The organism is Streptomyces luteolifulvus, from assembly GCF_008806595.1.
Taxonomy (GTDB): Bacteria; Actinomycetota; Actinomycetes; order Streptomycetales; family Streptomycetaceae; genus Streptomyces; species Streptomyces luteolifulvus.
On the sequence record NZ_VZRB01000012.1, the window covers coordinates 1 to 22674 of the forward strand.

General features: G+C 71.2%; 22 protein-coding genes and 2 pseudogenes. 13 read left to right on the forward strand and 11 right to left on the reverse strand.

Annotation, left to right across the window (positions count from 1 at the left end):
* From F7R91_RS18655 to F7R91_RS18665, 3 genes and pseudogenes are all read right to left on the reverse strand, one after another.
* Positions 1–134, reverse strand: a pseudogene (locus tag F7R91_RS18655) (electron transfer flavoprotein subunit beta); the annotation flags it as partial.
* 236 nt (positions 135–370) lie between these two features.
* Complete coding sequence (locus tag F7R91_RS18660; RefSeq protein WP_150950189.1) at positions 371–880, reverse strand: flavin reductase family protein; 510 nt, start codon at positions 878–880, stop codon at positions 371–373.
* Positions 881–1092: 212 nt separating this feature from the next.
* Positions 1093–1557 carry a TlpA family protein disulfide reductase gene (locus F7R91_RS18665; RefSeq protein WP_408056043.1) on the reverse strand — a complete coding sequence of 155 codons (465 nt, stop codon included), beginning with the start codon at positions 1555–1557 and terminating at the stop codon, positions 1093–1095.
* Positions 1558–1716: 159 nt separating this feature from the next.
* On the opposite strand from F7R91_RS18665, the gene F7R91_RS18670 reads away from it, so the two are divergent.
* A complete protein-coding gene (locus F7R91_RS18670) occupies positions 1717–2445 on the forward strand; it encodes a lysophospholipid acyltransferase family protein (RefSeq protein ID WP_150950191.1) in 729 nt (242 codons plus the stop codon).
* Positions 2446–2463: 18 nt separating this feature from the next.
* Here the strand turns inward: F7R91_RS18670 and F7R91_RS18675 are convergent, their stop codons facing one another.
* The 5 genes from F7R91_RS18675 to F7R91_RS18695 all read right to left on the reverse strand — a co-directional run bounded on the left by F7R91_RS18675 (position 2464) and on the right by F7R91_RS18695 (position 7106).
* The gene (locus F7R91_RS18675) at positions 2464–3171 is read right to left on the reverse strand and encodes a B3/B4 domain-containing protein (RefSeq protein ID WP_150950192.1); all 708 of its coding nucleotides are present in this window, start codon (positions 3169–3171) and stop codon (positions 2464–2466) included.
* A 13-nt stretch (positions 3172–3184) separates the two neighbouring features.
* On the reverse strand, positions 3185–3757 hold the full coding sequence (locus F7R91_RS18680) for a transglutaminase domain-containing protein (RefSeq protein WP_150950193.1): 573 nt from the start codon (positions 3755–3757) through the stop codon (positions 3185–3187).
* Between the two features lie 84 nt (positions 3758–3841).
* Positions 3842–4912, reverse strand: a complete 1071-nt coding sequence (locus F7R91_RS18685) for a threonine aldolase family protein (RefSeq protein ID WP_150950194.1) — start codon at positions 4910–4912, stop codon at positions 3842–3844.
* Positions 4909–5667 carry an SDR family oxidoreductase gene (locus tag F7R91_RS18690; protein ID WP_150950195.1) on the reverse strand — a complete coding sequence of 253 codons (759 nt, stop codon included), beginning with the start codon at positions 5665–5667 and terminating at the stop codon, positions 4909–4911. The genes F7R91_RS18685 and F7R91_RS18690 overlap by 4 nt, the downstream gene beginning before the upstream one ends.
* 41 nt (positions 5668–5708) lie before the next feature.
* On the reverse strand, positions 5709–7106 hold the full coding sequence (locus F7R91_RS18695) for a DUF6421 family protein (RefSeq protein WP_150950196.1): 1398 nt from the start codon (positions 7104–7106) through the stop codon (positions 5709–5711).
* A 389-nt stretch (positions 7107–7495) separates the two neighbouring features.
* Here F7R91_RS18695 and F7R91_RS18700 point away from each other — a divergent pair, with 389 nt between their 5' ends.
* Positions 7496–8179 (forward strand): glycerophosphodiester phosphodiesterase, encoded by a 684-nt coding sequence (locus tag F7R91_RS18700; RefSeq protein ID WP_150950197.1) that lies wholly within the window; start codon positions 7496–7498, stop codon positions 8177–8179.
* A 3-nt stretch (positions 8180–8182) separates the two neighbouring features.
* Here F7R91_RS18700 and F7R91_RS18705 read toward each other — a convergent pair whose 3' ends face one another.
* Positions 8183–8722 (reverse strand): GNAT family N-acetyltransferase, encoded by a 540-nt coding sequence (locus F7R91_RS18705; protein ID WP_150950198.1) that lies wholly within the window; start codon positions 8720–8722, stop codon positions 8183–8185.
* Positions 8723–8803: 81 nt separating this feature from the next.
* Between F7R91_RS18705 and F7R91_RS18710 the strand changes: the two genes are divergently transcribed.
* The 7 genes and pseudogenes from F7R91_RS18710 to F7R91_RS18740 all read left to right on the forward strand — a co-directional run bounded on the left by F7R91_RS18710 (position 8804) and on the right by F7R91_RS18740 (position 13933).
* A complete protein-coding gene (locus tag F7R91_RS18710; protein WP_150950199.1) occupies positions 8804–9196 on the forward strand; it encodes a VOC family protein in 393 nt (130 codons plus the stop codon).
* A gap of 93 nt (positions 9197–9289) precedes the next feature.
* Complete coding sequence (locus F7R91_RS18715; RefSeq protein WP_150950200.1) at positions 9290–10054, forward strand: VOC family protein; 765 nt, start codon at positions 9290–9292, stop codon at positions 10052–10054.
* A gap of 231 nt (positions 10055–10285) precedes the next feature.
* Positions 10286–10825: a DUF5134 domain-containing protein gene (locus F7R91_RS18720; RefSeq protein ID WP_150950201.1), complete on the forward strand. Its 540-nt coding sequence runs from the start codon at positions 10286–10288 to the stop codon at positions 10823–10825.
* Positions 10826–10925: 100 nt separating this feature from the next.
* Positions 10926–11861: a M56 family metallopeptidase gene (locus F7R91_RS18725; RefSeq protein ID WP_150950202.1), complete on the forward strand. Its 936-nt coding sequence runs from the start codon at positions 10926–10928 to the stop codon at positions 11859–11861.
* Between the two features lie 284 nt (positions 11862–12145).
* Positions 12146–12499, forward strand: a pseudogene (locus F7R91_RS44255) (phosphatase PAP2 family protein); the annotation flags it as partial.
* Entirely contained in the window at positions 12415–13089 is a 675-nt protein-coding gene (locus F7R91_RS44260) for an HAD-IA family hydrolase (RefSeq protein WP_408056046.1), read from the forward strand. The pseudogene F7R91_RS44255 and the gene F7R91_RS44260, both read left to right, overlap by 85 nt.
* Before the next feature lie 151 nt (positions 13090–13240).
* Positions 13241–13933 (forward strand): TetR/AcrR family transcriptional regulator, encoded by a 693-nt coding sequence (locus F7R91_RS18740; protein WP_150950204.1) that lies wholly within the window; start codon positions 13241–13243, stop codon positions 13931–13933.
* Here the strand turns inward: F7R91_RS18740 and F7R91_RS18745 are convergent.
* Positions 13927–15435: an LVIVD repeat-containing protein gene (locus tag F7R91_RS18745; RefSeq protein WP_150950205.1), complete on the reverse strand. Its 1509-nt coding sequence runs from the start codon at positions 15433–15435 to the stop codon at positions 13927–13929. The genes F7R91_RS18740 and F7R91_RS18745 overlap by 7 nt on opposite strands.
* Before the next feature lie 121 nt (positions 15436–15556).
* On the opposite strand from F7R91_RS18745, the gene F7R91_RS18750 reads away from it, so the two are divergent.
* Positions 15557–16207, forward strand: a complete 651-nt coding sequence (locus F7R91_RS18750) for a DUF305 domain-containing protein (RefSeq protein WP_408056044.1) — start codon at positions 15557–15559, stop codon at positions 16205–16207.
* 114 nt (positions 16208–16321) lie between these two features.
* Complete coding sequence (locus F7R91_RS18755) at positions 16322–17665, forward strand: FAD-dependent oxidoreductase (protein ID WP_150950207.1); 1344 nt, start codon at positions 16322–16324, stop codon at positions 17663–17665.
* A gap of 162 nt (positions 17666–17827) precedes the next feature.
* Here F7R91_RS18755 and F7R91_RS18760 read toward each other — a convergent pair whose 3' ends face one another.
* Positions 17828–18586, reverse strand: coding sequence for a PaaX family transcriptional regulator C-terminal domain-containing protein (locus tag F7R91_RS18760; protein WP_150950208.1), 759 nt, complete (start codon positions 18584–18586; stop codon positions 17828–17830).
* 74 nt (positions 18587–18660) lie between these two features.
* On the opposite strand from F7R91_RS18760, the gene F7R91_RS18765 reads away from it, so the two are divergent.
* Together F7R91_RS18765 and F7R91_RS18770 are read left to right on the forward strand one after the other, a co-directional pair.
* Positions 18661–20316, forward strand: a complete 1656-nt coding sequence (locus tag F7R91_RS18765) for an acyl-CoA dehydrogenase family protein (RefSeq protein WP_150950209.1) — start codon at positions 18661–18663, stop codon at positions 20314–20316.
* A 116-nt stretch (positions 20317–20432) separates the two neighbouring features.
* Complete coding sequence (locus tag F7R91_RS18770; RefSeq protein WP_150950210.1) at positions 20433–22532, forward strand: HEAT repeat domain-containing protein; 2100 nt, start codon at positions 20433–20435, stop codon at positions 22530–22532.
* The last annotated feature ends 142 nt before the right edge of the window (positions 22533–22674 follow it).

Sequence of the window (22674 nt, forward strand, 5' to 3'; positions counted from 1 at the left end):
TCGACCGCGTACTCGTCCAGCTCGGAGAGCAGACCGTCCACGTCGTCCCGGTCGACGGTCAGGTCATCGGCGAAGTGCCGGTCGCCAGTGGCGTCGGGCACGTACTTCACAGTGACAACGATCCTCAAGCTCACGCCGGCTCTCCTACTGCAATCGTCATTTCTCGGCTGCCTGCTTGCAGACAGCCTAGGCGCCACAAGCGGCCGATCCCGGTCGGGGCGGCCCGCGCTCCGACCGAAATATTACTCGTCAGTACACCCAGTTCGTGCCCGCTAAGCAAGCGCTTTGAACTGTGACCTTTGCAACGCAGCGTAATCGGAACTCGACACCCTCGCAGCGGGAGGGCGCGCCGACCGCAGCAGATGGTCGATCAGTCGCGAAGCCCGTTGAACCGCCCCTGGTGATAGAGCAGCGGGCGGCCCGGGCCGGCGGGATCGCCGTGGACGACCTCGGCCAGCACGATGCGGTGGTTCCCGGCGGGCACCCGTCCGATCACCCGGCAGACCAGCCAGGCGAGGACGTCGTCGAGCACGGGGACACCTTCGGGACCCTCGCGCCAGGCGGTGGGCGCGCCGAAGCGGTCGGCTCCGCTGCGGGCGAAGGTGGCGGCCAAGTCCTGCTGGTGCTCGCCGAGTATGTGGACACCGACATGGTCGCTCTCGGCCACGGCCGGCCAGCTGGAGGAGCCGGTACCGATGCTGAAGGAGAGCAGCGGGGGCTCTGCGGAGACCGAGGTGAGGGAGGTGGCGGTGAAGCCGACCGGGCCGCCGTCGCCGTGGGCGGTGATCACGGCGACTCCTGCCGCGTGCCGCCGGAAGACGGAACGGAGCAGGTCGGGGGAGGCGAGCTGAGGGGTGGCGAGGTCGGGCGTGGCCGTCATGGAGTTGTGGTCCTTCTGCGGGAGGTGACGAGCGGGTTCCGTGGCTGCTCAACAGCCCGGACAGCGCGCGCTCGCGGTGTAGGCGAGGTCGACGTGCATCCGCCCGAAGAGAAGGAGTTCCGAAGGCATACGGTCAGGCTGACGATACGTGGTGCGCACAGTCAAGTACGTCCCGGCATGTGGGAGATGCCTCACCGTCGGCGCGAGGGGTGTCAAACCGCCTTCCCCAGCGCGGCGATCACGTCTGCCTTGCGGGGCTGTCCGGTGGCGCGCCGCACCACCCGCCCGGCGGCGTCGAGGACCAGCACGGTCGGGGTCTTGAGGATGCCGAGTGCGCGGACGAGGTCCAGGTTGTCCTCGGCGTCGATCTCGACGTGGGTGACGCCGGGCACGATGCCGGCCACCTCGCCGAGGATCCGCCGGGTCGCCCGGCAGGGGGCGCAGAAGGCGCTGGAGAACTGGACGAGCGTGGCCCGTTCGCCGAGTTCCCCGCCCAGCTCGGCAGCGCCCAGCCGCTCTTCGTCATCGCGTCCGCGCACCCGTACTCTCCCGCTCTCCCGCTCCGCCACCACCCGGCCATCAGCTGCTCCAGCGTTCACAAGACCGCAGGGATTCCCGCCTCCATGATGTGCGGGGCTCACGCAAGGGCCCGAAACGGGGCTGACGCAAGGGCCCATACGGGGCTGACGTGACGAGGATCTCCCCCTACTCGGGCACGAGGACTGGCTACGCGTCCGTTCTTCGGGCACGATCTGCGACAAGCCGTAAACCTACGGCTGCGTAACTTTCCGCCGGGATTCCCTTCCCTGGCAGAGAAGGAAGGGTCCACCCCGTCCATGGCAGAGCTTGTCTACCGTCCCGTCGTCGGTCTCGCCCAGACGTTGTTCAAGGTGTGGGACCTCAAGATCGACTGCAAGGGTTCGGAGAACATCCCGCGCTCGGGCGGCGCCGTGCTGGTGAGCAATCACATCAGCTACCTGGACTTCGTCTTCGACGGTCTGGCGGCACTCCCGCAGAAGCGCCTCGTCCGCTTCATGGCGAAGGAATCCGTCTTCCGGCACCGGATCTCCGGTCCGCTGATGCGCGGGATGAAGCACATCCCGGTGGACCGCAAGCAGGGCGAGGCGGCGTACGCGCACGCTCTGGACTCGCTCCGGTCGGGCGAGGTCGTCGGGGTCTTCCCGGAGGCCACGATCTCGCAGTCGTTCACGCTGAAGAGCTTCAAGTCGGGTGCCGCGCGCCTGGCCCAGGAGGCGGGCGTGCCGCTGATCCCGATGGCGGTGTGGGGCACGCAGCGGCTGTGGACCAAGGGTCACCCGCGCAACTTCAAGCGCAGCCACATCCCGATCACCATCCGGGTGGGTGAGGCGATCGAGGCCTCCCGTGACAAGTACGCGGGCGCGATCACGCGGCAGCTGCGCGAGCGTGTGCAGGAGCTGCTGGAGGCCGCGCAGCGCGCCTACCCGGTGCGCCCCAAGGACGCGGACGACACCTGGTGGATGCCGGCCCACCTCGGCGGCACGGCCCCGACCCCGGAGCAGGTCCGCGAGGCCGAGGCCCGCTGAGCCGTCAGCTGCCGCGCATCAGGGGGTGCGCGCCGGGTCGGGCGCGTGGACGGTGATACGCGCTCCCGGGCTGAACTTCTCCAGCAGCTCGGCGAGTTCGGCCGCAGCGGTCTCCACCTCGGCGACGGGCATCGGCGCCAGACTCTCCAGCAGGAAGATCGCGGAGACGGACTCCTCGGTGAGCCGGGTGCGCGGTCCCTGGCGCCAGTTCCAGCGGCGGCACGTCACCCCGGCCTCGTCGCACCACACGATCTCTCCGGCGTCGGGGTGTTCGGCGACCTCCGCGCCTCCGGCGACGGTCAGGAAGTCCTCGTCGCCGGTGGCCCGCACCAGGCGCATGCCGCCCTGGACCCGGTCGAGGTCCTCGCCGCCGACAGGGATCAGATGGGCGACACTGATGGCGTTGTAGAGGTCGACGAGCAGATTGATCCGGGGCAGTCCCGCCTCCGTCAGGGCCCTCTTGGCGAGGGCCTCCGCGGAGTTGCGCGTGCGTGAGGGCTTGGAGCCGAACGCCGTGTAGACGTCGCGCCAGGCGGCCATGTGCAGGTCCTCGTGCGGCGCGCGGCCGTCGAGACGTACGGCCAGACGACGGGCCGCGTCGTCGAGGAGCGCCGAACTGCCGTCGGTGCTGGGTCCGTTGACGAGTCCGTATGCCTCGATGGCGACGTGGGTGAAGCCGGGCGCGAGGGCGCGGACTTCGTCGGAAACGGTCAGCGTGAGGGTCATGGTCCGCCTTGCTTCAGAGTGCGGTGGGGAGCGTCTTCCACAGGTACGGCCGGTCGGGTGCGGCCTTCAGGGCACCGACGACGGCCGGGTGTGGTTCAGCATACAGGACCGGGTAGTCCATCTCACTGGACTTCGGGTCGGGGATGAAGGCCAGCCGCTCACCGTCGAGCGAGAACTGCGCGTCGACGCCCGGCTTGTTGCCGCGCGGGTCCTGCCGGTGCCAGGCTCCGTTGAAGCGAACGGCGACCAGTCCGTGCACCACGTCGAATTTCTGGTAGCAGAGCGCGGTCGGAATGTCCTCGGCCCGCAGCAGCGCGGCCAGGGCGTGGGCCTTGGCGTAGCAGATGCCGGTGCCCTGCTCCAGGACGTCGGAGGCCCGCCAGGTGACGCGCAGGTCGCCGGAGTCCTGTGAGTGCGGGATGGCGTCCCGCACGAACTCGAACGCCAGCCGCGCATAGGCATACGAGTCCTCCGCGGCCTGGGCGAGCCTGGCGGCGGTCTGCCTCACAAGCGGATGATGGTGGTCGATGACCTCGTCGGCGGCCAGATATGCGGACAGGTCGGCGGTTTCCTGGATCAGCTCCATGCCCGCAGAGCATAGAAACGCGATCACCCGAAGGTCAATGACTTTTCAGGTGACCGCATATCTATGCAAGACCGGGCCGGCTGCTCAGCGAGCCATCTCCTCCTTGACGGCCGCGACGAACGCGTCCACGTCGTCCTCGGTCGTGTCGAAGGCGCACATCCAGCGCACGACGCCGGCCGCCTCGTCCCAGAAGTAGAAGCGGAACTTCTTCTGCAGCCGCTCGCTCACGTCGTGCGGGAGCCTGGCGAACACGCCGTTGGCCTGCACCGGGTAGAGGATCTCGACGCCGTGCACGGCCCGGACGCCCTGCGCCAGCCGCTGGGCCATCTCGTTGGCGTGGCGGGCGTTGCGCAGCCAGAGGTCCTTGGCGAGCAGCGCCTCCAGCTGCACCGACACGAAGCGCATCTTGGAGGCGAGCTGCATGGACAGCTTGCGCAGGTGCTTCATGTGGCTGACGGCGTCCTGGTTGATGACGACGACGGCCTCGCCGAACAGCGCTCCGTTCTTCGTCCCGCCCAGGGAGAGGATGTCGACGCCGACCGCGTTGGTGAACGTACGCATCGGCACGTTCAGGGAGGCGGCCGCGTTGGCTATGCGGGAGCCGTCGAGATGCACCTTCATGCCGTGCTCATGGGCGTGGTCGCAGATGGCGCGGATCTCGTCGGAGGTGTAGAGGGTGCCGAGCTCCGTGCTCTGGGTGATCGAGACGACCTGCGGCATCGCGCGGTGCTCGTCCTCCCAGCCCCAGGCCTGCCGGTCGATCAGCTCGGGAGTGAGCTTGCCGTCGGGCGTGGGCACGGTCAGCAGCTTCAGGCCGCCCATGCGCTCGGGGGCGCCGCCCTCGTCGACGTTGATGTGTGCGCTCTCGGCGCAGATCACCGCGCCCCAGCGGTCGGTGACCGCCTGGAGCGCGACGACATTGGCGCCGGTGCCGTTGAAGACCGGGAACGCCTCGGCCGTGGCCCCGAAGTGGCTGCGCACGATCCGCTGGAGGTTCTCGGTGTAGTCGTCCTCGCCGTACGCGACCTGGTGCCCGCCGTTGGCCAGGGCCAGGGCGGCGAGCACCTCCGGGTGGGCCCCGGCGTAGTTGTCACTGGCAAAACCGCGGACTTCCGGGTCGTGGTGGCGACGCGCGTCGGTCTTCGGAGGGTTCACGGCTTCTCGGTCAGCCACAGACGTTGTCCGTTCACTTCTGCGGCGGGCTTCGCCCAGACGCCGGCGATTTCCTCGGCGAGGTCCTTGACGTCCGTGAAGCCCGCGAACTTCGCATGGGGGCGCTCGGCGCGCATGGCGTCGTGCACCAGTGCCTTCACGACCAGGATCGTAGCCGCGGACGTCGGCCCGTCGGCGCCCCCGGAGATCCCCGCCTTGCGGAAGTAGTCGGCCAGGGCCAGGGTCCATGCCTCGGCGGCGGCCTTGGCGGCGGCGTAGGCGGCGTTGCCCGCAGTGGGGTTGCTCGCGCCGGCCGCGCTGATCAGGACGTACCGGCCCTGCTCGCTGCGCTGGAGCGCCTCGGAGAAGGCAAGGGAGGTGTGCTGCACGGTACGGATGAGCAGCAGCTCCAGGAAGTCCCAGTCGTCCAGGCTCGTCTTCACGAACGTCTCGCTGCCGCGCCAGCCGCCGACGAGGTGGACCAGGCCGTCGACGCGGCCGAAGTCCTTCTCGATGTGCGTGGCCCAGTCCCGGGTGGAGTCCAGGTCCAGCAGGTCGACCGGCTCGCCGGTGACGGTGGCGCCGCCCGAGGCGTAGCGGGCCGCGTCCACGGCCTCCGCGAGCCGTTCGGGATCGTTGTCGGCGGCGACGACGGTCGCGCCCGCCTCGGCGAGCCGCACGAGCGCCGCGCGCCCGGCGGGTCCGCCCGCACCGGCGACCGCGATCACCGCACCGCTGAGAACCCCATTCCCCGCCATGTTCCTCGCCTCCTGAGCAGTGTTCCTGGCGATGCGGTCGCTCACGCGGCGACCCGCTCGGCGCTCTCCGCGGTGATGCCCCTGGTGGAGGCGATCACGTTCTTCAGCTTCTTGGAGAGGGCCTCATAGAACATGCTCAGGGGAAACTCGTCCGGAAGCACGTCATCGACGAGCTTTCGCGGCGGCTGGGACAGATCGAGGGCGTCCGGGCCCTTGGCCCAGCGGGAACCGGGGTGCGGGGCGAGGAAGGCGGAAACCAGCTCGTAGCCGGCGAACCAGTGGACGAGCTTGGGCCGGTCGATGCCGTCGCGGTAGAGCTTCTCGATCTCGGCGCACAGCTGGTTGGTGACCTGCGGGGCGCGCTGCCAGTCGATGTGCAGCTTGTTGTCGGTCCAGCGGACGACGTCGTGCTTGTGCAGGTAGGCGAAGAGCAGCTGGCCGCCGAGGCCGTCGTAGTTGCGGACGCGATCGCCGGTGACCGGGAAGCGGAACATACGGTCGAACAGCACCGCGTACTGCACGTCACGGGCCTGCGGGACGCCGTCGGCCTCCAGCTTCACGGCCTCCTTGAAGGCGGTGAGGTCGCAGCGCAGCTCTTCGAGGCCGTACATCCAGAACGGCTGGCGCTGCTTGATCATGAACGGATCGAAGGGCAGGTCGCCATGGCTGTGGGTGCGGTCGTGGACCATGTCCCACAGCACGAACGCCTCCTCGCAGCGCTTCTGGTCGTGCACCATCGCGGCGATGTCCTCGGGCAGCTCCATGCCCAGGATGTCGACGGCGGCGTCGGTGACGCGACGGAAGCGGGCGGCCTCACGGTCGCAGAAGATGCCACCCCAGGTGAAACGTTCCGGCGCCTCACGCACGGCAATGGTCTCGGGGAAGAGAACGGCGGAGTTGGTGTCGTAGCCCGCCGTGAAGTCCTCGAACGTGATCCCGCAGAACAGCGGGTTGTCGTAGCGCGTGCGCTCCAGTTCGGCCAGCCACTCGGGCCAGACCATGCGCAGCACGACCGCCTCGAGGTTGCGGTCGGGGTTGCCGTTCTGCGTGTACATCGGGAAGACGACCAGGTGCTGCAGGCCGTCCTCGCGGTGGGCGGCGGGCTGGAAGGCCAGGAGCGAGTCCAGGAAGTCGGGCACCTCGAAGCCGCCCTCGGCCCAGCGGCGCAGATCCTTGACGAGGGCCTCGTGGTAGTCGCTGTCGTGCGGGAGCAGCGGGGACAGCTCCTCGACGGCGTCGACGACCCGCTGGACTGCGAGCTCGGCGTCCGCGCGGTCGGGGGAGCCCTCGGCCTCGAAGTCGATCGACCCGTCCTTGGCCTGCCATGGGCGGATCTGCTCCACGGCATCCTTGAGCACGGGCCACGCAGGGTGCGTCACCACCCTGTTCGCGGGAGGTATCTGCCCCTCCGAGCCCAGCTGCACAAGAATTTCCGTCATTTCCCATCCTCCACGGAAGAACCTAGCGTCAGCAGACCGTATACGTACGGCCTTCCTCCCAGCAAGTGAAGCCTCGGGAAATTATCCTGCGTAACCTTGCCGTCACCGCACTTTTTTCTGCCCGAGACTCCGGGCGGCGCCTACCCCTGCCACGCGTGATCACACACCCCGGCAGGCGGCACCGGGGCGGTCAATCCGCGTGGGACTCGCCCACGCCAGGGTGACCGCGGGCCGTGGTCGCGCCGTGCCCGCCGCGGCCGTCACCCATTCGGCCGTGTACGCGCGGGTCCATCGCGCGGCGCGGCCATTAGGCTGCGGCTCTGCCCGCACGGCCGTCCGCCCCGGCCGTGCGCGCGGCCGAGCCGCCGTCGACGGAAGCGAGTTGAACCTTGAACTTCCTTACCATCGGTCACCGCGGAGTCATGGGCGTCGAGCCCGAGAACACCCTCCGTTCCTTCGTCGCCGCCCAGCAGGCCGGCCTCGACGTCATCGAACTCGATCTGCACCTGAGCAAGGACGGCGCCCTCGTCGTCATGCACGACACCGACGTGGACCGTACGACCGACGGCACCGGGCCGATCGCCGAGAAGACCCTCGCCGAGCTGCGCGCCCTGGACGCGGGCCACGGCGAGCGGATCCCGGTGTTCGAGGAGGTCCTGGACGCCGTGAAGACACCGCTCCAGGCCGAGATCAAGGACGTGGCGGCGGCCCGGGCGCTGGCCGAGGTCATGCACCGGCGGGACCTGGTCGCCCGGGTGGAGGTGTCCTCGTTCCACGACGAGGCGATCGCCGAGATCGCCCGTCTGGTGCCCGGCGTACGGACCGCGCTGATCGGCAGCCGCTACGGCGCGGACATCGTGGACCGTGCCGTCGAGGCCGGCGCCGCCACCGTCTGTCTCAACATCCGCCGCCTCACCCTGGAGATCGTGGAGCACGCCCGGAAGGCGGACCTGAGGATCATCGGCTGGGTGGTGAACACCCAGGACCACCTGCGTCTCGCACGGGCTCTCGGGCTGGACGGCGCGACCACCGACTACCCCGAGATCAAACGCACCGGCCGCTTCACGGCGTGACGATCAGGCGAGCTCCTTGACCAGCAGCTCGAACTGCAGGTCGTCGCGCTGCGGGATACCGAAGCGCTCATCGCCGTACGGGAACGGGGTCATCCGGCCCGTACGGCGGTAGCCGCGCCGCTCGTACCAGGCGATGAGGTCGTCGCGCACGGAGATCACGGTCATGTGCATCTGCGTGGCGCCCCAGATCTCGCGGACCGTGCGCTCCGCCTCCGCCATGACGACCTTGCCGAGGCCGGCGCCCTGGAGCGCGGGGCTGACCGCGAACATTCCGAAGTAGGCGTGGGCGCCGCGGTGTTCGAGCTGGCAGCAGGCGACGATCCGCCCGTCGCGTTCCACGGTCAGCAACCGGCTGTCGGGCGACTTGATGACGGCCAGCACGCCCTCCGGGTCGGTCCGCTGTCCCTCGAGGAGGTCCGCCTCGGTGGTCCACCCGGCCCGGCTGGCGTCCCCGCGGTACGCCGACTCGATCAGCGCGACGAGGGTGTCCGCGTCGGCATCGGTGGCCTCACGGAAGGTCAGTCCGGTGACGGCGGTGTCCATGGGGCGGTACTCCGTTCGGCGGCGACGCTGGGCACCGACGAGGGTAACCCCGCCGGCCCCGAGCCTTTAGGCTCCGGGTGCATGGTGCACGTACTGAGCGGGCGTGTTCTGCTCCGCCCCACCGACCCCGAGCGTTCCCGTGCCTTCTACGGCGAGCAGTTGGGCCTCGCCGTGTACCGAGAATTCGGTACGGGGCCGCAGCGCGGGACCGTCTACTTCCTCGGCGGCGGCTTCCTGGAGCTCTCCGGACGGTCCGAGGTGCCGCCGTCCCCGGCCCTGCGGCTGTGGCTCCAGGTCGAGGACGTCGGCGCGGCGCACGAGGAGCTGCGGTCCGGAGGCGTCGAGATCGTGCGGCCCCCGGTGAAGGAGCCGTGGGGGCTGATCGAGATGTGGATCGCGGATCCGGACGGAACGCAGATCGTCCTGGTGGAGGTACCCGCGGACCACCCGATCCGGTACCGCCCGGGAATCTGAGGGTCAGCCGGGCGTGCCACCGGATGGCAGCGGTGGTGGCCCGCGGCTAGCGTCGGGAAGGTACTTCCGCGTCGGCAGGGAGGCCGGGACGGCATGAAACTCGACAAGCCGGTGGCCGGTGGGCCCTGCTGGGCCGAGGTCGGGGCGCCTGATCTGGAGGAAGCCGAGCGGTTCTACGGCGAGATCTTCGGGTGGCGCACGGAGACCGACCCCCGGGAGGAGATGGGCGGGTACACCATCGCGTACCTGGGGGACCTCCCGGTCGCCGCCCTCGTCCCGCTGGGCGAGGGCGGACAGCCCGTCCTCTGGTACGTCACATTCGCCGTGTCCGACGCCGACGCCACCGTGGAGAAGGTGAAGTCGGAGGGCGGCTCGGTGGTGCTCGAACCCGGGGAGGTCCCCGGCATGGGCCGGTTCGCCTCCGTCACCGATTCGCAGGGCGCCGGCTTCCATCTGTGGCAGGAGCGGGGCTTCGCGGGCGCGGGCCTGCTCAACGCCCCCGGTTCGCTGGGCTGGGTGGAGCTGCTGACGCGCTCCCCGGAGCGGGCCGAGAGTTTCTACACGACCGTGTTCGGCTGGAGCGTCACCTCCTCGGAGCACTACACACAGTGGGGCATCGAGGGCGCCGACTTCGGCGGCATGGTGACGATGGGCGAACACTTCCCGCACGAGGTGCCGCCGCACTGGCTGCCGTACTTCGCGGCGCAGGACGTGGACGCGACCTCCGCCGCGGCGGTCGAGGCGGGCGGCAGTGTCCTGATGGAGCCGACCTCGGTCCCCGAGGGACCGCGGATCGCGCTGCTCCGGGATCCGCAGGGCGCGCTGTTCGGCGTGTACCGGGCGGGCGACCAGAGGTGATCCGCCGACCGTCCGGGCCTGCTGTCAGGCCGGCGGTGTCACCGTGACCTGGTCGATGACGGAGGCGTAGGCCGAGCGTCGTGGGTGGCCGCGGCACCCAGAACACGGGACCCGTGACCTGCTGTGCTCCGTCCAATGCTCCCCGTGTACACCCTTGCGCTCGCGTGCGCGCCGCGCGGCCCGGGCATTTCTTGACCGACCGTCGAACCGAGCGGCGAGCGGGGGGTGGGCGTGCACGGACCGGCTTCGCCCGGATGGCTGCTGGTGGCGCTCTGCGCGGCCACCGGCGCCTACTGTCTGCTGCGGATGCGCAGCAGTGTCGAGGAGCAGCGCCGTGCCGCGGGCGGCGAGGCACTCATGGGCTTCGGCATGGCCGCGATGGCCGTGCCCGCGACCGTGTTCACACCGCCCCACTGGGCCTGGCCCGGCTATATGGCCGTCTTCGGCTCGGCCGGGGTGCACTCCCTGTGGTCGGCCCGGGCGGGCCCGCATCACCTGCACCATCTCGTCGGCGCCTCGGCGATGGTCTACATGGCGGTGGTGATGGCCTCCTCCCCCGGCGGGCACAGCGGTCACGGCGGCACCGGCGTTCCGCTGCTGACCGGCGTGCTGCTCCTGTACTTCGTGGGGTACGTGCTGCTGTCGGGCGTCCGCCTGGTGCCCGTCGCGGCCAGGAGCGGTGCCCTCGGCTGGGGCGACCGTCCGGAGCTGGCGCGGGTCTGCCGGCTGTCCATGGCGATCGGAATGGTCACCATGCTGCTGACGCTCTGACCGGCGATCCGGCGCCCCGCACCGTACGCGATCGTTGCCTGCGTCACTTTCGCCGCGACGGGCCGTGCCCCGGGCGGCGCGGCGCTCTTAGGCTGCTCTCATGATGGTCCTCGCGGCACTGTTGCTGCTCGGCGCCCTGACCGCCGTCGTCGCTCCCCGGCTGCTCGCCCGGGCCGGCTGGCCGGACCGCGAGCCCGTGCTCGCCCTGTGGGTGTGGCAGTGCGTGGTGGCGGCCGTCCTGCTGTGCTGTGTGCTGTCGATGACGCTCAGCGCGGCGGCCTCGTGGCAGGCGGTGGCCGGGCATGTGTTCGCACCGGCGCCGCAGGCCGTCCTGGAGGCCTATGCGATCGGCCGGACGGCGAGCCCCTGGGCTGCGGCGACCGCGGTGACCCTCGCCTGCGGCGGAGTGTGGACCGGGGCGATGCTGGTCCGCGAGGTCGTACGGACCCGTGCCCGGCGTCGGCTGCGGCGGGCGGAACTCCTCGTGCGTGCCCCGCAGTTGCCCGGCGAGGAGTCCGGGAGCAGGCTCGTCGTCCTGGAGGGAGCGCGGCCCGACGCCTGGTGGCTGCCGGGTACGGCGCCCCGGCTGGTGATCACCACGGCCGCGCTGCGCCGTCTGAAGGGCCGGCAGCTGGACGCCCTTGTCGCCCACGAGGAGGGGCACGCCCAGGCCCGGCACGACTGGCTGCTGCACTGCTCGGCCGCGCTGGCGGTCGGATTCCCGCAGGTTCCGGTGTTCGCCGCGTTCCGCGCCGAGATGCACCGTCTGGTCGAACTCGCCGCCGACGACATGGCCTCCCGCCGCTTCGGCCGGCTGACGACGGCGCTCGCACTCGTGGAGGTCAACGAGGACCGGGGGGTGTTCGGCCCCGGCGCGGACCCGCTCGCCGATGTGCCGCAGCGGGTGCACCGGCTGCTCACTCCCCCGGACCGGTTCACGGCGGCCCGCCGGCTGGGGCTGACGGCGGCGGCCGCGATGGTGCCGGTGGTGCCGGTGATGGTGGCGTTCATACCGGGGCTGCGGGCACTCGGGTAGTCGGGGATTGGCATCCCACCCCACCGCTCGGCGAGGATCGCAGCATGCACACCCCGTCCGTCGACTCCCCGGCCCGCCCTCGGGAACACCGCGCCGCCACCCGCTGCGCGGGCCTCCTGGCCGTGTGCTCCGTGCTGCTGCTCTCCCTGGTCGTCGTCCGGTGGCACCCCCTGATCACCGTGGACGGCGACATCTCCGGCACCACCCACCGCTGGGCGGTCGACGAGCCCGGCACCACACACGTGTTCCGCATCCTGACGGACTGGGTCTGGGACCCATGGACGATGCGCGCCCTGTGCGCGGTGGTCGTGGTGTGGCTGGTGTGGCGGCGTGCGGCATGGCGGACGGCCTTGTGGCTGGCGGCCACGTGTGCGCTGGGCACACTGCTGCAACAGTCCCTGAAGGCCGTGGTCGACCGCCCCCGCCCCGTCTGGACCGACCCCGTCGACTCCGCCCAGTACGCGGCCTACCCCTCGGGCCACGCGCTGACCGCGACGGTCGTGTGCGGCCTCCTCCTGTGGCTGCTGCACCGGCACGGCGCCGGTCGCGCCGTGTGGCGTACCGCCCTGGCCGTGTCGGCGCTCTCCGTCGTCGGTGTCGGTCTGACCCGGGTGTGGCTGGGCGTCCACTGGCCCTCGGACGTGATCGGCGGCTGGCTTCTCGGAGCGCTGCTGGTGGCCCTGGCGGTGGCGGCGCACCACGTCCTGCTCCGCAGCAATGGGTTGCCGGACTGACGGGGGCCGGCGCGGCGAGGCCCAGCAGCACTACCGGTACGGACCGGTGCACCGCCGATACAGTCCGGTGGCTGCACGACGCGCTGTATGACCGCCATATGACGCCGGCCGCGTGGAGCCCGTATCCCGACGCCGCCGACGTGCTGCGCGCGCTGCACGAGCGCGGGATCGGGGTGGGTGTGGTGAGCAACATCGGCTGGGATCTGCGGCCCGTGTTCCGCGCACATGGCCTCGACCCATACGTCGGCACCTATGTCCTGTCGTACGAACTCGGCGTCCAGAAGCCTGACCCACGGCTGTTCGCGACCGCCTGCGAGGCGCTCGGCGCCGACCCGGGGCAGACGCTGATGGTGGGCGACGACCGGCGGGCCGACGGGGGTGCGGCGGCGCTGGGGTGCGGGGTGCACTTCGTGGACCATCTGCCCGCGTCCCGGCGGCCGGACCAGCTGAGGCCGGTGCTGGACCTGGTGGCGGACGGCAGGATGAAGAAGTAGCCCCGGCCACCCATCGGGTGGGGCGCCGGCCGCCCTGGACGATCCCCCGCGCCGCCCAGGGCAGACGGCAGCCCTGACCAGGCCCTCCTCGGGCCCGGCCAGATGCGTTGAGTATAGTTGGCTGGCAGCCAGTCAACGCAGGAGTTACAGCATGTCCCCGCGCAGCGCCCAGGTCAATGAAGAGCTGCGAAGGCGTTCCCGGGAGCGGCTCCTGCAGGCGGCGCTCGAGCTGGTCGGCGAGCACGGGTACGAGGCGACGACGCTCGGCGACATCGCGGACAGATCTGGCTCGGCACGGGGCCTGGTGTCGTACTACTTCCCCGGCAAGCGCCAGCTCGTTCAGTCCTCCGTGCACCGGCTGATGCACCGCACGCTGGAGGAGGCGCTGGAGCGCGAGCCGCGCACCGAGGACGGCCGCGAGCGGCTGGCGCGGGCCATCGACGCGATCCTGGGCCTGGCCCGGGACCGGCCGGTGCTGATGCGCCAGCACATGGCCGGGCTGCTGGACACCGAGGGCTTTGTGCAGTGCCCCGAGCAGAAACGGCTGTCCGAGCTGCTGCGGGACACCGTCGCCCGCTACGGCTCGAGGGACGTCGACGCCGACTACCCGATGCTGCGCGCGCTGCTCATGGGCGCGGTCTTCGCGGCCCTGGTGCCGGGGGTTCCGATGCCGCTGCCGGTGCTGCGGGCCGAGCTGTTCGCACGCTACGGGCTCGACCGGGAGCTCGGGGTCCCGCCGGACGCCGAGGCGTCCGGCGGGACGTGTGACTCGGATCTGTCACGGTTCTTCGCGACCGGCCGGCAGTCTGCCGGCCGGTCGGAGGAGAAGGCGGCCGGTCAGTAGTCGAAGAAGTAGTCCGGCTGCGTCTGGACGTTGAGCTCCCGCAGGCGGACCCATCTGGCCGGATCCGTGCGCCGGTCGCTCAGCTTCAGGACGTCGAAGCCCTTGGCGATGTCGTTCGAGTAGATGTGGCCGTTGTAGTAGTACGCCGACCAGGGACCGGCCGTTGTCAGCCGCTCGGTGTTCACCGGGCCGCGCTCGAAGTAGGCGATCTCCTTCGGGTGGGAGGAGTCGGTGAAGTCCCAGACGGAGACGCCACCCTGGTACCAGGCCTGGACCATGATGTCCCTGCCCGGGACCGGGATCAGCGAGCCGTTGTGGGCCACACAGACCTCGGTGTCCGCCTGGTGACGGGGGATCTTGAAGTAGCTGCGGAAGACGAGCTTGCGCTTGTCGCCCTTGCCGACGATGTCGTAGACGCCGTCGGCGCCGCGGTCGGGGCCGATCTCCGCGTTGCAGGTGGCCGCGCCGCCGCCGCCCAGTTCGTCGGTGAAGACGACCTTGTTCGCCTTCTGGTTGAAGGTCGCCGAGTGCCAGAACGCGAAGTTGACGTTGTCCTGGACCTGGTCGATGACCTTCGGGTGCTCGGGGTCCCTGATGGAGAAGAGGATGCCGTCACCCATGCAGGCGCCCGCCGCCAGGTCCCTGGAGGGCAGGACGGTGATGTCGTGGCAGCCGGTGGTCTTGGAGACGCCGGGGTTTGTGGGCGCACCGGGGTTGCCGCCGCCGTCGGGTCCTTCGCCGGGGAAGAGCACCGGGAAGCCCACGACCGCGGCCTGCTCGGGAGCCTTGCGCGGCACCTTGATGACGGAGATGCCGTCGTGCGGCGGCTGGCAGTCGGGGTAGGCGGCGTTCGGCGAGTACGAGGAGACGTAGATGTAGACGTTCCCGCGCTCGGGCACCAGCGAGTGGGTGTGCGAGCCGCAGGCGGTCTCGACGGCGGCGACGTACTTCGGGTTCGCCTTGTCGCTGATGTCGAAGACCTTCATGCCCTCCCACGAGGACTTCTCGGTCACCGGCTGTGTGGTGCTGTTGCAACTGCTGTCGCTGCGCGAGGAGTCGGTGGACAGGAACAGCAGGTCGCCGGAGACGGAGATGTCGTTCTGCGAGCCGGGGCACAGGACCTGGGCCACGGTCTTCGGCGCCCTCGGGTTGCTGATGTCGAAGATGCGGAAGCCGTCGTAGTTGCCGGAGAAGGCGTACTTGCCCTGGAAGGCCAGGTCCGAGTTGGTGCCGGGCAGGGCGTCCTTGGGGACGTTGACGAGGTGTTCGATGTTGGCGGAGTGGACGATCTCGTCCTGGCCGGGGATCTCGCCGTCGGCGATGGCTGTCCTGACCTCGGCCCGGGTCCGCTCGTCCACCTTCTGGCCCGCGATCGGCGCGTCCCCGGGGTCGGGGGTCGCGGCGGCCGGTCCGGCCGTCAGGAGCGCGGCCAGGAGTCCCGCTGCCGTCGCGGCAACTCCCAGTCGTCTGCGCCGCATTCGGGGGTTGTGTAACAGGATCACTGTTTCCTCCCTTGTTCCGTTCGCGTGGGAACGGTTCACGCACCCCCGAAGTATCGTCTTCATCATGCACATATCAACAGAGGGCAACGAAGATGTCGCGAGTGGTCCTGATCAGTCACGTGTGCACACGCTCTTACGCGGGGCGCCTCTTGCCGCGACCGCGCTGGCCGCACTGGCCGGGTTCGGCCTCGCCGGCTGCGACTCCGGATCCGATGCGCATCCGCCCGCGGCGAGCGGTCCGTCGGTGCTCGTGCCCGGCAAGCCGGGCGAGGCGAACCAGACCCTGTCCGCCGCGGACGCCGCGAAGCAGCGCGTCGACGACGACACCCCCAACTCCGCGGACGTCACCTACGCGCGGATGATGATCCAGCACCATGCCCAGGCCCTGGCGCTCACCGAACTCGCCCCGGACCGCGCCGAGTCGGCCAAGGTCAAGCGGCTCGCCGAACGGATCGCCGCCGCCCAGGGACCGGAGATCGCCGCCATGCGGAGCTGGCTGAAGTCCTACGGCGAGGACGAGAACGGCGGCGGACACGCGCACGGCACGATGCCCGGCATGGCGACCGAGGCCCAGCTCAAGAAGTTGCGCGGGGCGCAGGGCACCGCGTTCGACCAGCTCTTCCTCACCCTGATGATCGCCCATCACGAGGGCGCGATCACCATGGCCTCGGACGTGAAGGCGGGAGGCAACAACATCCGCATCGAGGAGATGGCCGACGACGTGATCGCCCAGCAGACCAGCGAGATCACGCGGATGCGCACGATGCGGTAGCGGATTCCGGCCCGCCCCGTCCTGTGCATGCCACGCCCTGTCAGCGAGGCACCCGCGGTGCGATGCTGGAGGCGTGAGCGATCTCCTCTGATCCCGTGGATAAGGAGTTCCGCCGTGCTGCGTGTCGCCGTCGTAGGCTCCGGGCCGAGCGGGTGCTACACCGCCCAGAGCCTCGTGCAGCTGAACCCCGAGGTGGGCGTCGACGTCCTGGACCGGCTGCCGTGCCCGTACGGTCTGGTGCGGTACGGCGTGGCGCCGGACCACGAGAAGATCAAGTCGCTGCAGGGAAACCTGCGGACCGTGCTGGAACACGAACGGGTGCGGTTCCTCGGTGGCGTGCAGGTCGGGGCCGGCGGGGTGCCGGCCGCACGGCTGCGCGAGCTGTACCACGCCGTCGTGTACTGCGTGGGCGCCGCGACCGACCGGCACCTCGGGATTCCCGGCGAGGAACTGCCGGGCAGCTGGTCGGCGACCGAGTTCGTGTCCTGGTACAGCGCCCATCCGGACGCCACCGCCGACGGCTTCGTGCTCGGCGCCCGGTCGGCCGTGGTCATCGGCGTCGGGAACGTGGCGGTGGACGTGACACGGATGCTGGCGCGCGGCACGGCGGAGCTGAGCCCCACCGACATGCCGCAGGCGGCCCTGACCGCGCTGTCGGCGAGCCGGGTGACCGACATCCAGATGGTGGGCCGGCGCGGCCCCTCCCAGGCCCGGTTCACCACCAAGGAACTGCGCGAGCTGGGCGCGCTGCCGGAGACCGACGTGACCGTCGACCCGGCGGAACTGTCGCTCGATCCCGCCTATCTGGACCCCTCGGCCCTGCCCGCCCCGCAGCGCCGCAACGTGGAGGTGCTGCGCGGCTGGACCCGGTCCGGGCCGGCCGGCGCACCGCGACGTATCCGGCTGCGCTTCTTCCTGCGGCCCGTGGCGATCCTGCCCGAGGGCGGACGGGTGGGTGCGGTGCGCTTCGAACGGACGGAGCCGGACGGGCACGGCGGCGTGACGGGCACGGGACGCTACGAGGACGTCGAGGCGCAGCTCGTCCTGCGTTCGGTGGGCTATCGCGGAGTGCCGCTGGAGGGGCTGCCGTTCGACGCGGAGAGCGGCACGGTGCCCCATCTGGCGGGGCGGGTGCTGCGCGAAGGCGTGGTGGCGCCGGGCGAGTACGTGGCCGGCTGGATCAAACGGGGCCCGACCGGCGTCATCGGCACCAACCGGCCGTGCGCCAAGGAGACGGTGACCTCACTGCTCGAGGATGCCGACATGCTCGTACTCAAGGAGATTCCCGAAGATCCACTCGCGGGGCTGCGTGCCGAGGGGATCGAGCCGGTGCAGTGGTCGGGCTGGCAGGGGATCGAGCGTGCGGAGGCGGAGCTCGGGGCCTCGCTCGGGCGGGGTGTGGTGAAGCTGCCCGACTGGGACTCGCTCCTTGCGGCCGCGCGGAGATGGGCCTCCTGACGAGCGCGGGGATTCGATGCGCCGGGCCGCGACGACGGGGAGGCTGGTCACCCGAGTCATGGGGAGGGCGTCATGAACCGCCGGGCCCGCATCGGGCCCGCATCCACGCAAACCCGTCGGCCGAGTTCGTCACGTGAGCGCCCGCTGCGCCCGTAACGCGGGTCATTCCCCAAGGGCGTGCTGCGGCAGGGTGTTCGCCAGCTCGCCCTGGTAGGCCGTGTACGCGGTCCGCAGTTCCGTGCCCGGCCAGTCGTCGGGGAGGAGTTCGTGCGGCAGGACGGGGTCGGCGAGCAGATGCCGTACGACGGCCGCGAAGGCGGTGAGCCGGTCGGCCGGACGGTCCGTCCGCGCGATGTGCCCGAGCAGTGACCGGGCCGTGGCGGACCAGGCCCCCAGCGGCCACAGGCTCGCGGCCAGCGCCCGCCCCGCGCGGTCGGGGCGGGCGGTGTAGTGCTGGGCCACCTCGTCCAGGCCGCCCGGCAGCGAGCGCCGCAGATTGGCGGGGCGCAGCCAGACGCCCTCGCGGAGTTCGGCGAGGCGACAGGCGGTCAGCCGGGTGCGCAGGTCGGCGCGTTCGGCGGGTCCGCGGCCCGTCGCCGTGATCACGACCATCTCCCAGTCGCCGTCCCACGCGCGCGTGCGGGGGTGCACGGCATCGTCCTGGCGGCGCTGCCGCGCGAGCAGTCGGTCGCTGAGGCGGTAGACGGAGTCCGTGCGCCGCAGATCGCCGGCGGCCACCATCCGGCTGAGCGCGGCCCGCAGGGTGGAGCCGCCGACGCCGAAGGGCTCCACCGCCCGGACGAGGTCCTTCACGGCGAGCCCCGGCGGATGCGCCCCGAGGAGCAGGCTCAGCACGACCGACCGCGCCGACAAAGGCCGCAGGTCGACGTCGCCGGGGTGCACTGACGCGTTCGTCCGCATGGTCACGTACTGTACGTCCGTCACCTGCGTGTTGCACTATTGCTGCAATCGCAGCGAGAGTGCAACATGACCGTATGGTCACTTCACCCGCGCACGAACGGTCCACCACCCACGACGTCACCAACCAGGCCCCTCCCCTGGCCCCGTACGACGCCTGCGAGGACACGGCCCTGCTCGAAGGGCTGCGCCGGGAGGGCGCCGGATGGGCCGAGGAGAACATCCGGCGGCTCGGCTTCAGGGCCGGCAGCACCGAGGCACAGGACTGGGGCGACCAGGCCAATCGCCACGAGCCGGTGCTGCGGACGCACGACCGGTACGGCAACCGCGTCGACGAGGTCGAGTTCCATCCGAGCTGGCACCATCTGATGCGGGTCGCGGTCGCCGAGGGGCTGGCGGGCGCGCCCTGGGCGGACGACCGGCCCGGTGCGCATGTCGTGCGTACCGCGGGCGGGCTGGTGTGGGGACACACCGAGGCCGGCCACGGCTGTCCCACGTCGATGACGTACGCGGCCGTCCCCGCCCTGCGCCGGCAGCCGGAGCTGGCGAAGGTCTACGAACCCCTGCTGACGGGCCGGGAGTACGACCCCGTCCTGAGGGTGCCGACCGAGAAGCGCGGCCTGCTGGCGGGCATGGGGATGACCGAGAAGCAGGGCGGTTCCGACGTCCGCACCAACACCACCGCGGCCACACCGACCGCCGAGCCCGGCGTCTACACGCTGCGCGGGCACAAGTGGTTCACCTCGGCGCCGATGTGCGACGTGTTCCTCGTCCTGGCCCAGGCGCCGGGCGGTCTGTCCTGCTTCCTGGTGCCGCGTGTCCTGCCCGACGGCAGCCGCAACACCTTCCGCATCCAGCGGCTCAAGGACAAGCTGGGCAACCGGTCCAACGCCTCCTCGGAGCCCGAGTTCGACGGGACCGTCGCCTGGCTGGTCGGCCCGGAGGGACAGGGCGTCAAGACGATCATCGAAATGGTCAACTGCACACGGCTGGACTGTGTGATGTCGTCGGCGACGCTGATGCGCAAGACGCTGATCGAGGCGGGACACCACGCCCGCCATCGCAGCGCGTTCGGCGCACGGCTGCTGGAACAGCCGCTGATGCGCAACGTCCTGGCCGATCTCGCGCTGGAGTCGGAGGCCGCGACCACGCTCACCCTGCGGCTGGCCGGAGCGGCCGACCGTGCGGTGCGCGGGGACGCCGGGGAGTCGGCGTTCCGCCGGATCGCCACGGCCGTCGGCAAGTACTGGGTGACCAAGCGGGGTCCGGCCTTCACCGCGGAGGCCCTGGAGTGCCTCGGCGGCAACGGCTACGTCGAGGAGTCGGGCATGCCCCGCCACTACCGCGAGGCACCCCTGCTGTCGATCTGGGAGGGGTCGGGGAACGTCAACGCCCTCGATGTGCTGCGGGCACTGAGCCGCGAGTCCGGTGCCAGGGACGCGCTGTTCGCCGAACTCGCCCTGGCGCAGGGCGCGGACGCCCGGCTGGACGCGGCGGTGACACGGCTCAAGGGCCGGCTGTCCGAAGCGTCCGAGACCGGGGCGCGCCGGCTCGTGGAGCAGATGGCCCTGACCCTGCAGGCCTCCCTCCTGGTCCGGCATGCCCCGGCTCCGGTCGCCGACGCCTTCTGCGCGACCCGGCTCGGCGGCGACTGGGGACACGCATTCGGCACGCTGCCCGACGGCGCGGACCTCGACGCGATCCTGGAACGCGCGCTGCCCGGCGGGGTTTGAGTCTTCGCCGGACGCTCTTCGGCCGGATAGCACACCGTCATCCCCTGATTCCGCTTCGTTGTCAGTGCCGTGGTGCAGACTCACGATCAGGTGGGACTTCGCCTGGGGAGGACAAGGTGCTGACGGGGATCGACGAGGTCGACTGGGCTTCACTGCGTCATGCGTACGGCAGTGCGGAGGACGTGCCCGGACTGCTGAGGGGACTCGCCTCGACGGACCCGGCCGAGCGAGAGGTCGCGCTCGACGGGATGTACGGCGCGGTCCACCACCAGGGAGATGTGTACGACGCGACGATCGCCTGCGTTCCGTTTCTGTTCGCGCTGGCGGGGAGCGAGGAGGTGCCGGACCGGGGCGGGCTAGTGGAGCTCCTGGTCAGCATCGGCGGGGAGGGCGAGGACCAGGAGGCGGGCGGGGGTGCGGAGGCAAGCAGGGGTGCGGAGGCGAGCACAGGTGCAGGCCGGGGCATGAGCCGATCCGGGAGCCTGCGCGGGCCCTGCGCTTCGGCGCACGCGGCGGTCCGGGCGGGCGGGGAGGTCTTCGTCCGGCTGATCGGGGACGGGGACGCGGGCGTGCGCCGGGCGGCACCGGCGGCGCTCGTGCGGTTTCTCGACGAACCGGCGCGTGTGCTGGGGCTGTTACGGGAGCGCTTCGTCGTGGAGCGGGACGACCGGGTCCTGCTCGCCCTCGCCGAGAGCCTCGGGTTCTTCGTCCGGCGCCACCCCGGGCACGCTGCCGGGGCACTCGACCTGCTGACCGCCCAGAGTTCGCCACCGTACGGTCCCGGGCTGCGGCTCGCCGCGCTCGGCCAGCTCGCGCACTGCGCGCCCGACCGGCTCCCGTCCGACCTGGTGTCCGTCGCGGTCGGGCTGCTCAAGGAACGGTCCCGGCTGCGGCCGGCCGGGCACGACGAGAGCGGACCCCCCGAAACGGACACACTGGTGGGCCGTCTGCGGCGCCTGCGCCCCTCGGACGAGGAGGGCTCGCAGTTGCTGCGCACCCTGCACACCGCGCTCGGCGGCCGGGTGGACGAGCGGATCGCTCTGCTGCGGGGGCAGTTGACCAGTCCGGACCCGGCCGACCGCTGCAACGCCGTGTGGATGTCCACCGGTCTGTTCCGCGAGTGGCGCGCCGACTACAGCGAGCCGGTGGCGGTGATCGGCGCGCAGCTGGGCGCGGAGGAGGACCGGCTGCGCGAAGCCGCGGTGTACGTGCTGACGGATCTGTTCGAGCTGGCGGCGCCCGCGGCCGACGACCTGGCCGCGCTGGTGGCCTCGCGTCCGGACCTGTGGGTACGGCGGTGGGAGCGCGGGGCACCGACACTGGGCGACCCCCTCAAGGCGCTGGCCCGCAGCGGGGATCCACGAGCGGTTGCCGTGCTTGCGGAGGTCCTGGCCGGGCCGGTCGTGCCCGACGACTTGGGACACGTGATCGTCCACCTGGGCCCGGCAGCGGCCCCCGTCGCCCCGGCGTTGCGCCGCGGGCTCGGCTCCGTCGATCCCGGCTGCCCCGAGAAGTACGGCCGTGCGGTACCGCTGCTGGCGGCGCTCACGGCACTGGGTGACGGGCAGGCGGTACCGGAGGTGCTGCGGGTGCTGCGCGGGGCGCTGGAGGCATCCGGGCCGGGGAACTCGCTGGTGGGGAGTTCGATCCGGGCCGTCGATGCGTTCGGGCCGGCCGCGCGGGAGGCGATACCCGTGCTCCGGGGATTGCTGGACTCCGAGCACGCGGCGGCGGCCGCGGGGGCGCTGTGGTCGGTCGAGGGGGATGCGTCCGCCGTACTGCCGGTCCTGCTCCGGGAGTCGGCGGCGGACGACCCTCGTCGACGCGGGCCGGCCGCAGAGGGACTGGCCCGGCTGGGCCCCTCGGCCCGAACGGCACTGCCCGCACTGCTCCGCACGACCGGGTCCGGACAGGTGTGGGAACGCGTGTCGGCCGGGTGCGCGGTGTGCCGGATCGGCGGAGAGGTGGAACCCGTCGAGCCGGTACTGCGCTCCGCCTGGGCGGAGAATCCGCACACGCGCGGCACGATCGCGGAGTGCCTGGCAGCTATGGGCACCTCCGCCTCGCCCCTTCGGGACCTGGCCGAGGCGGAACTGACCGCGCCCCGCCGCCACACCGCCCGACCCGGCGGCCACGGAAGCCACGGAAGCCACGACATCCCGAACGACGAGGAACTGGTGAGGTGGTGCCGGGAGGTGGTTTCGGAGGGTGGTTAGGACGGCCGCGGGGCGGCACCCGCGGTCGCCACGCAGGCGCGGGGGCGCACGTCGACGCCGGGACGCCGTCAAGCGCGCCCCGGGTGGTCAGGCCGCCGGGGGGGGCCTGACTCAGAGTCACGACGGGGCGGGCCAGGTAGGC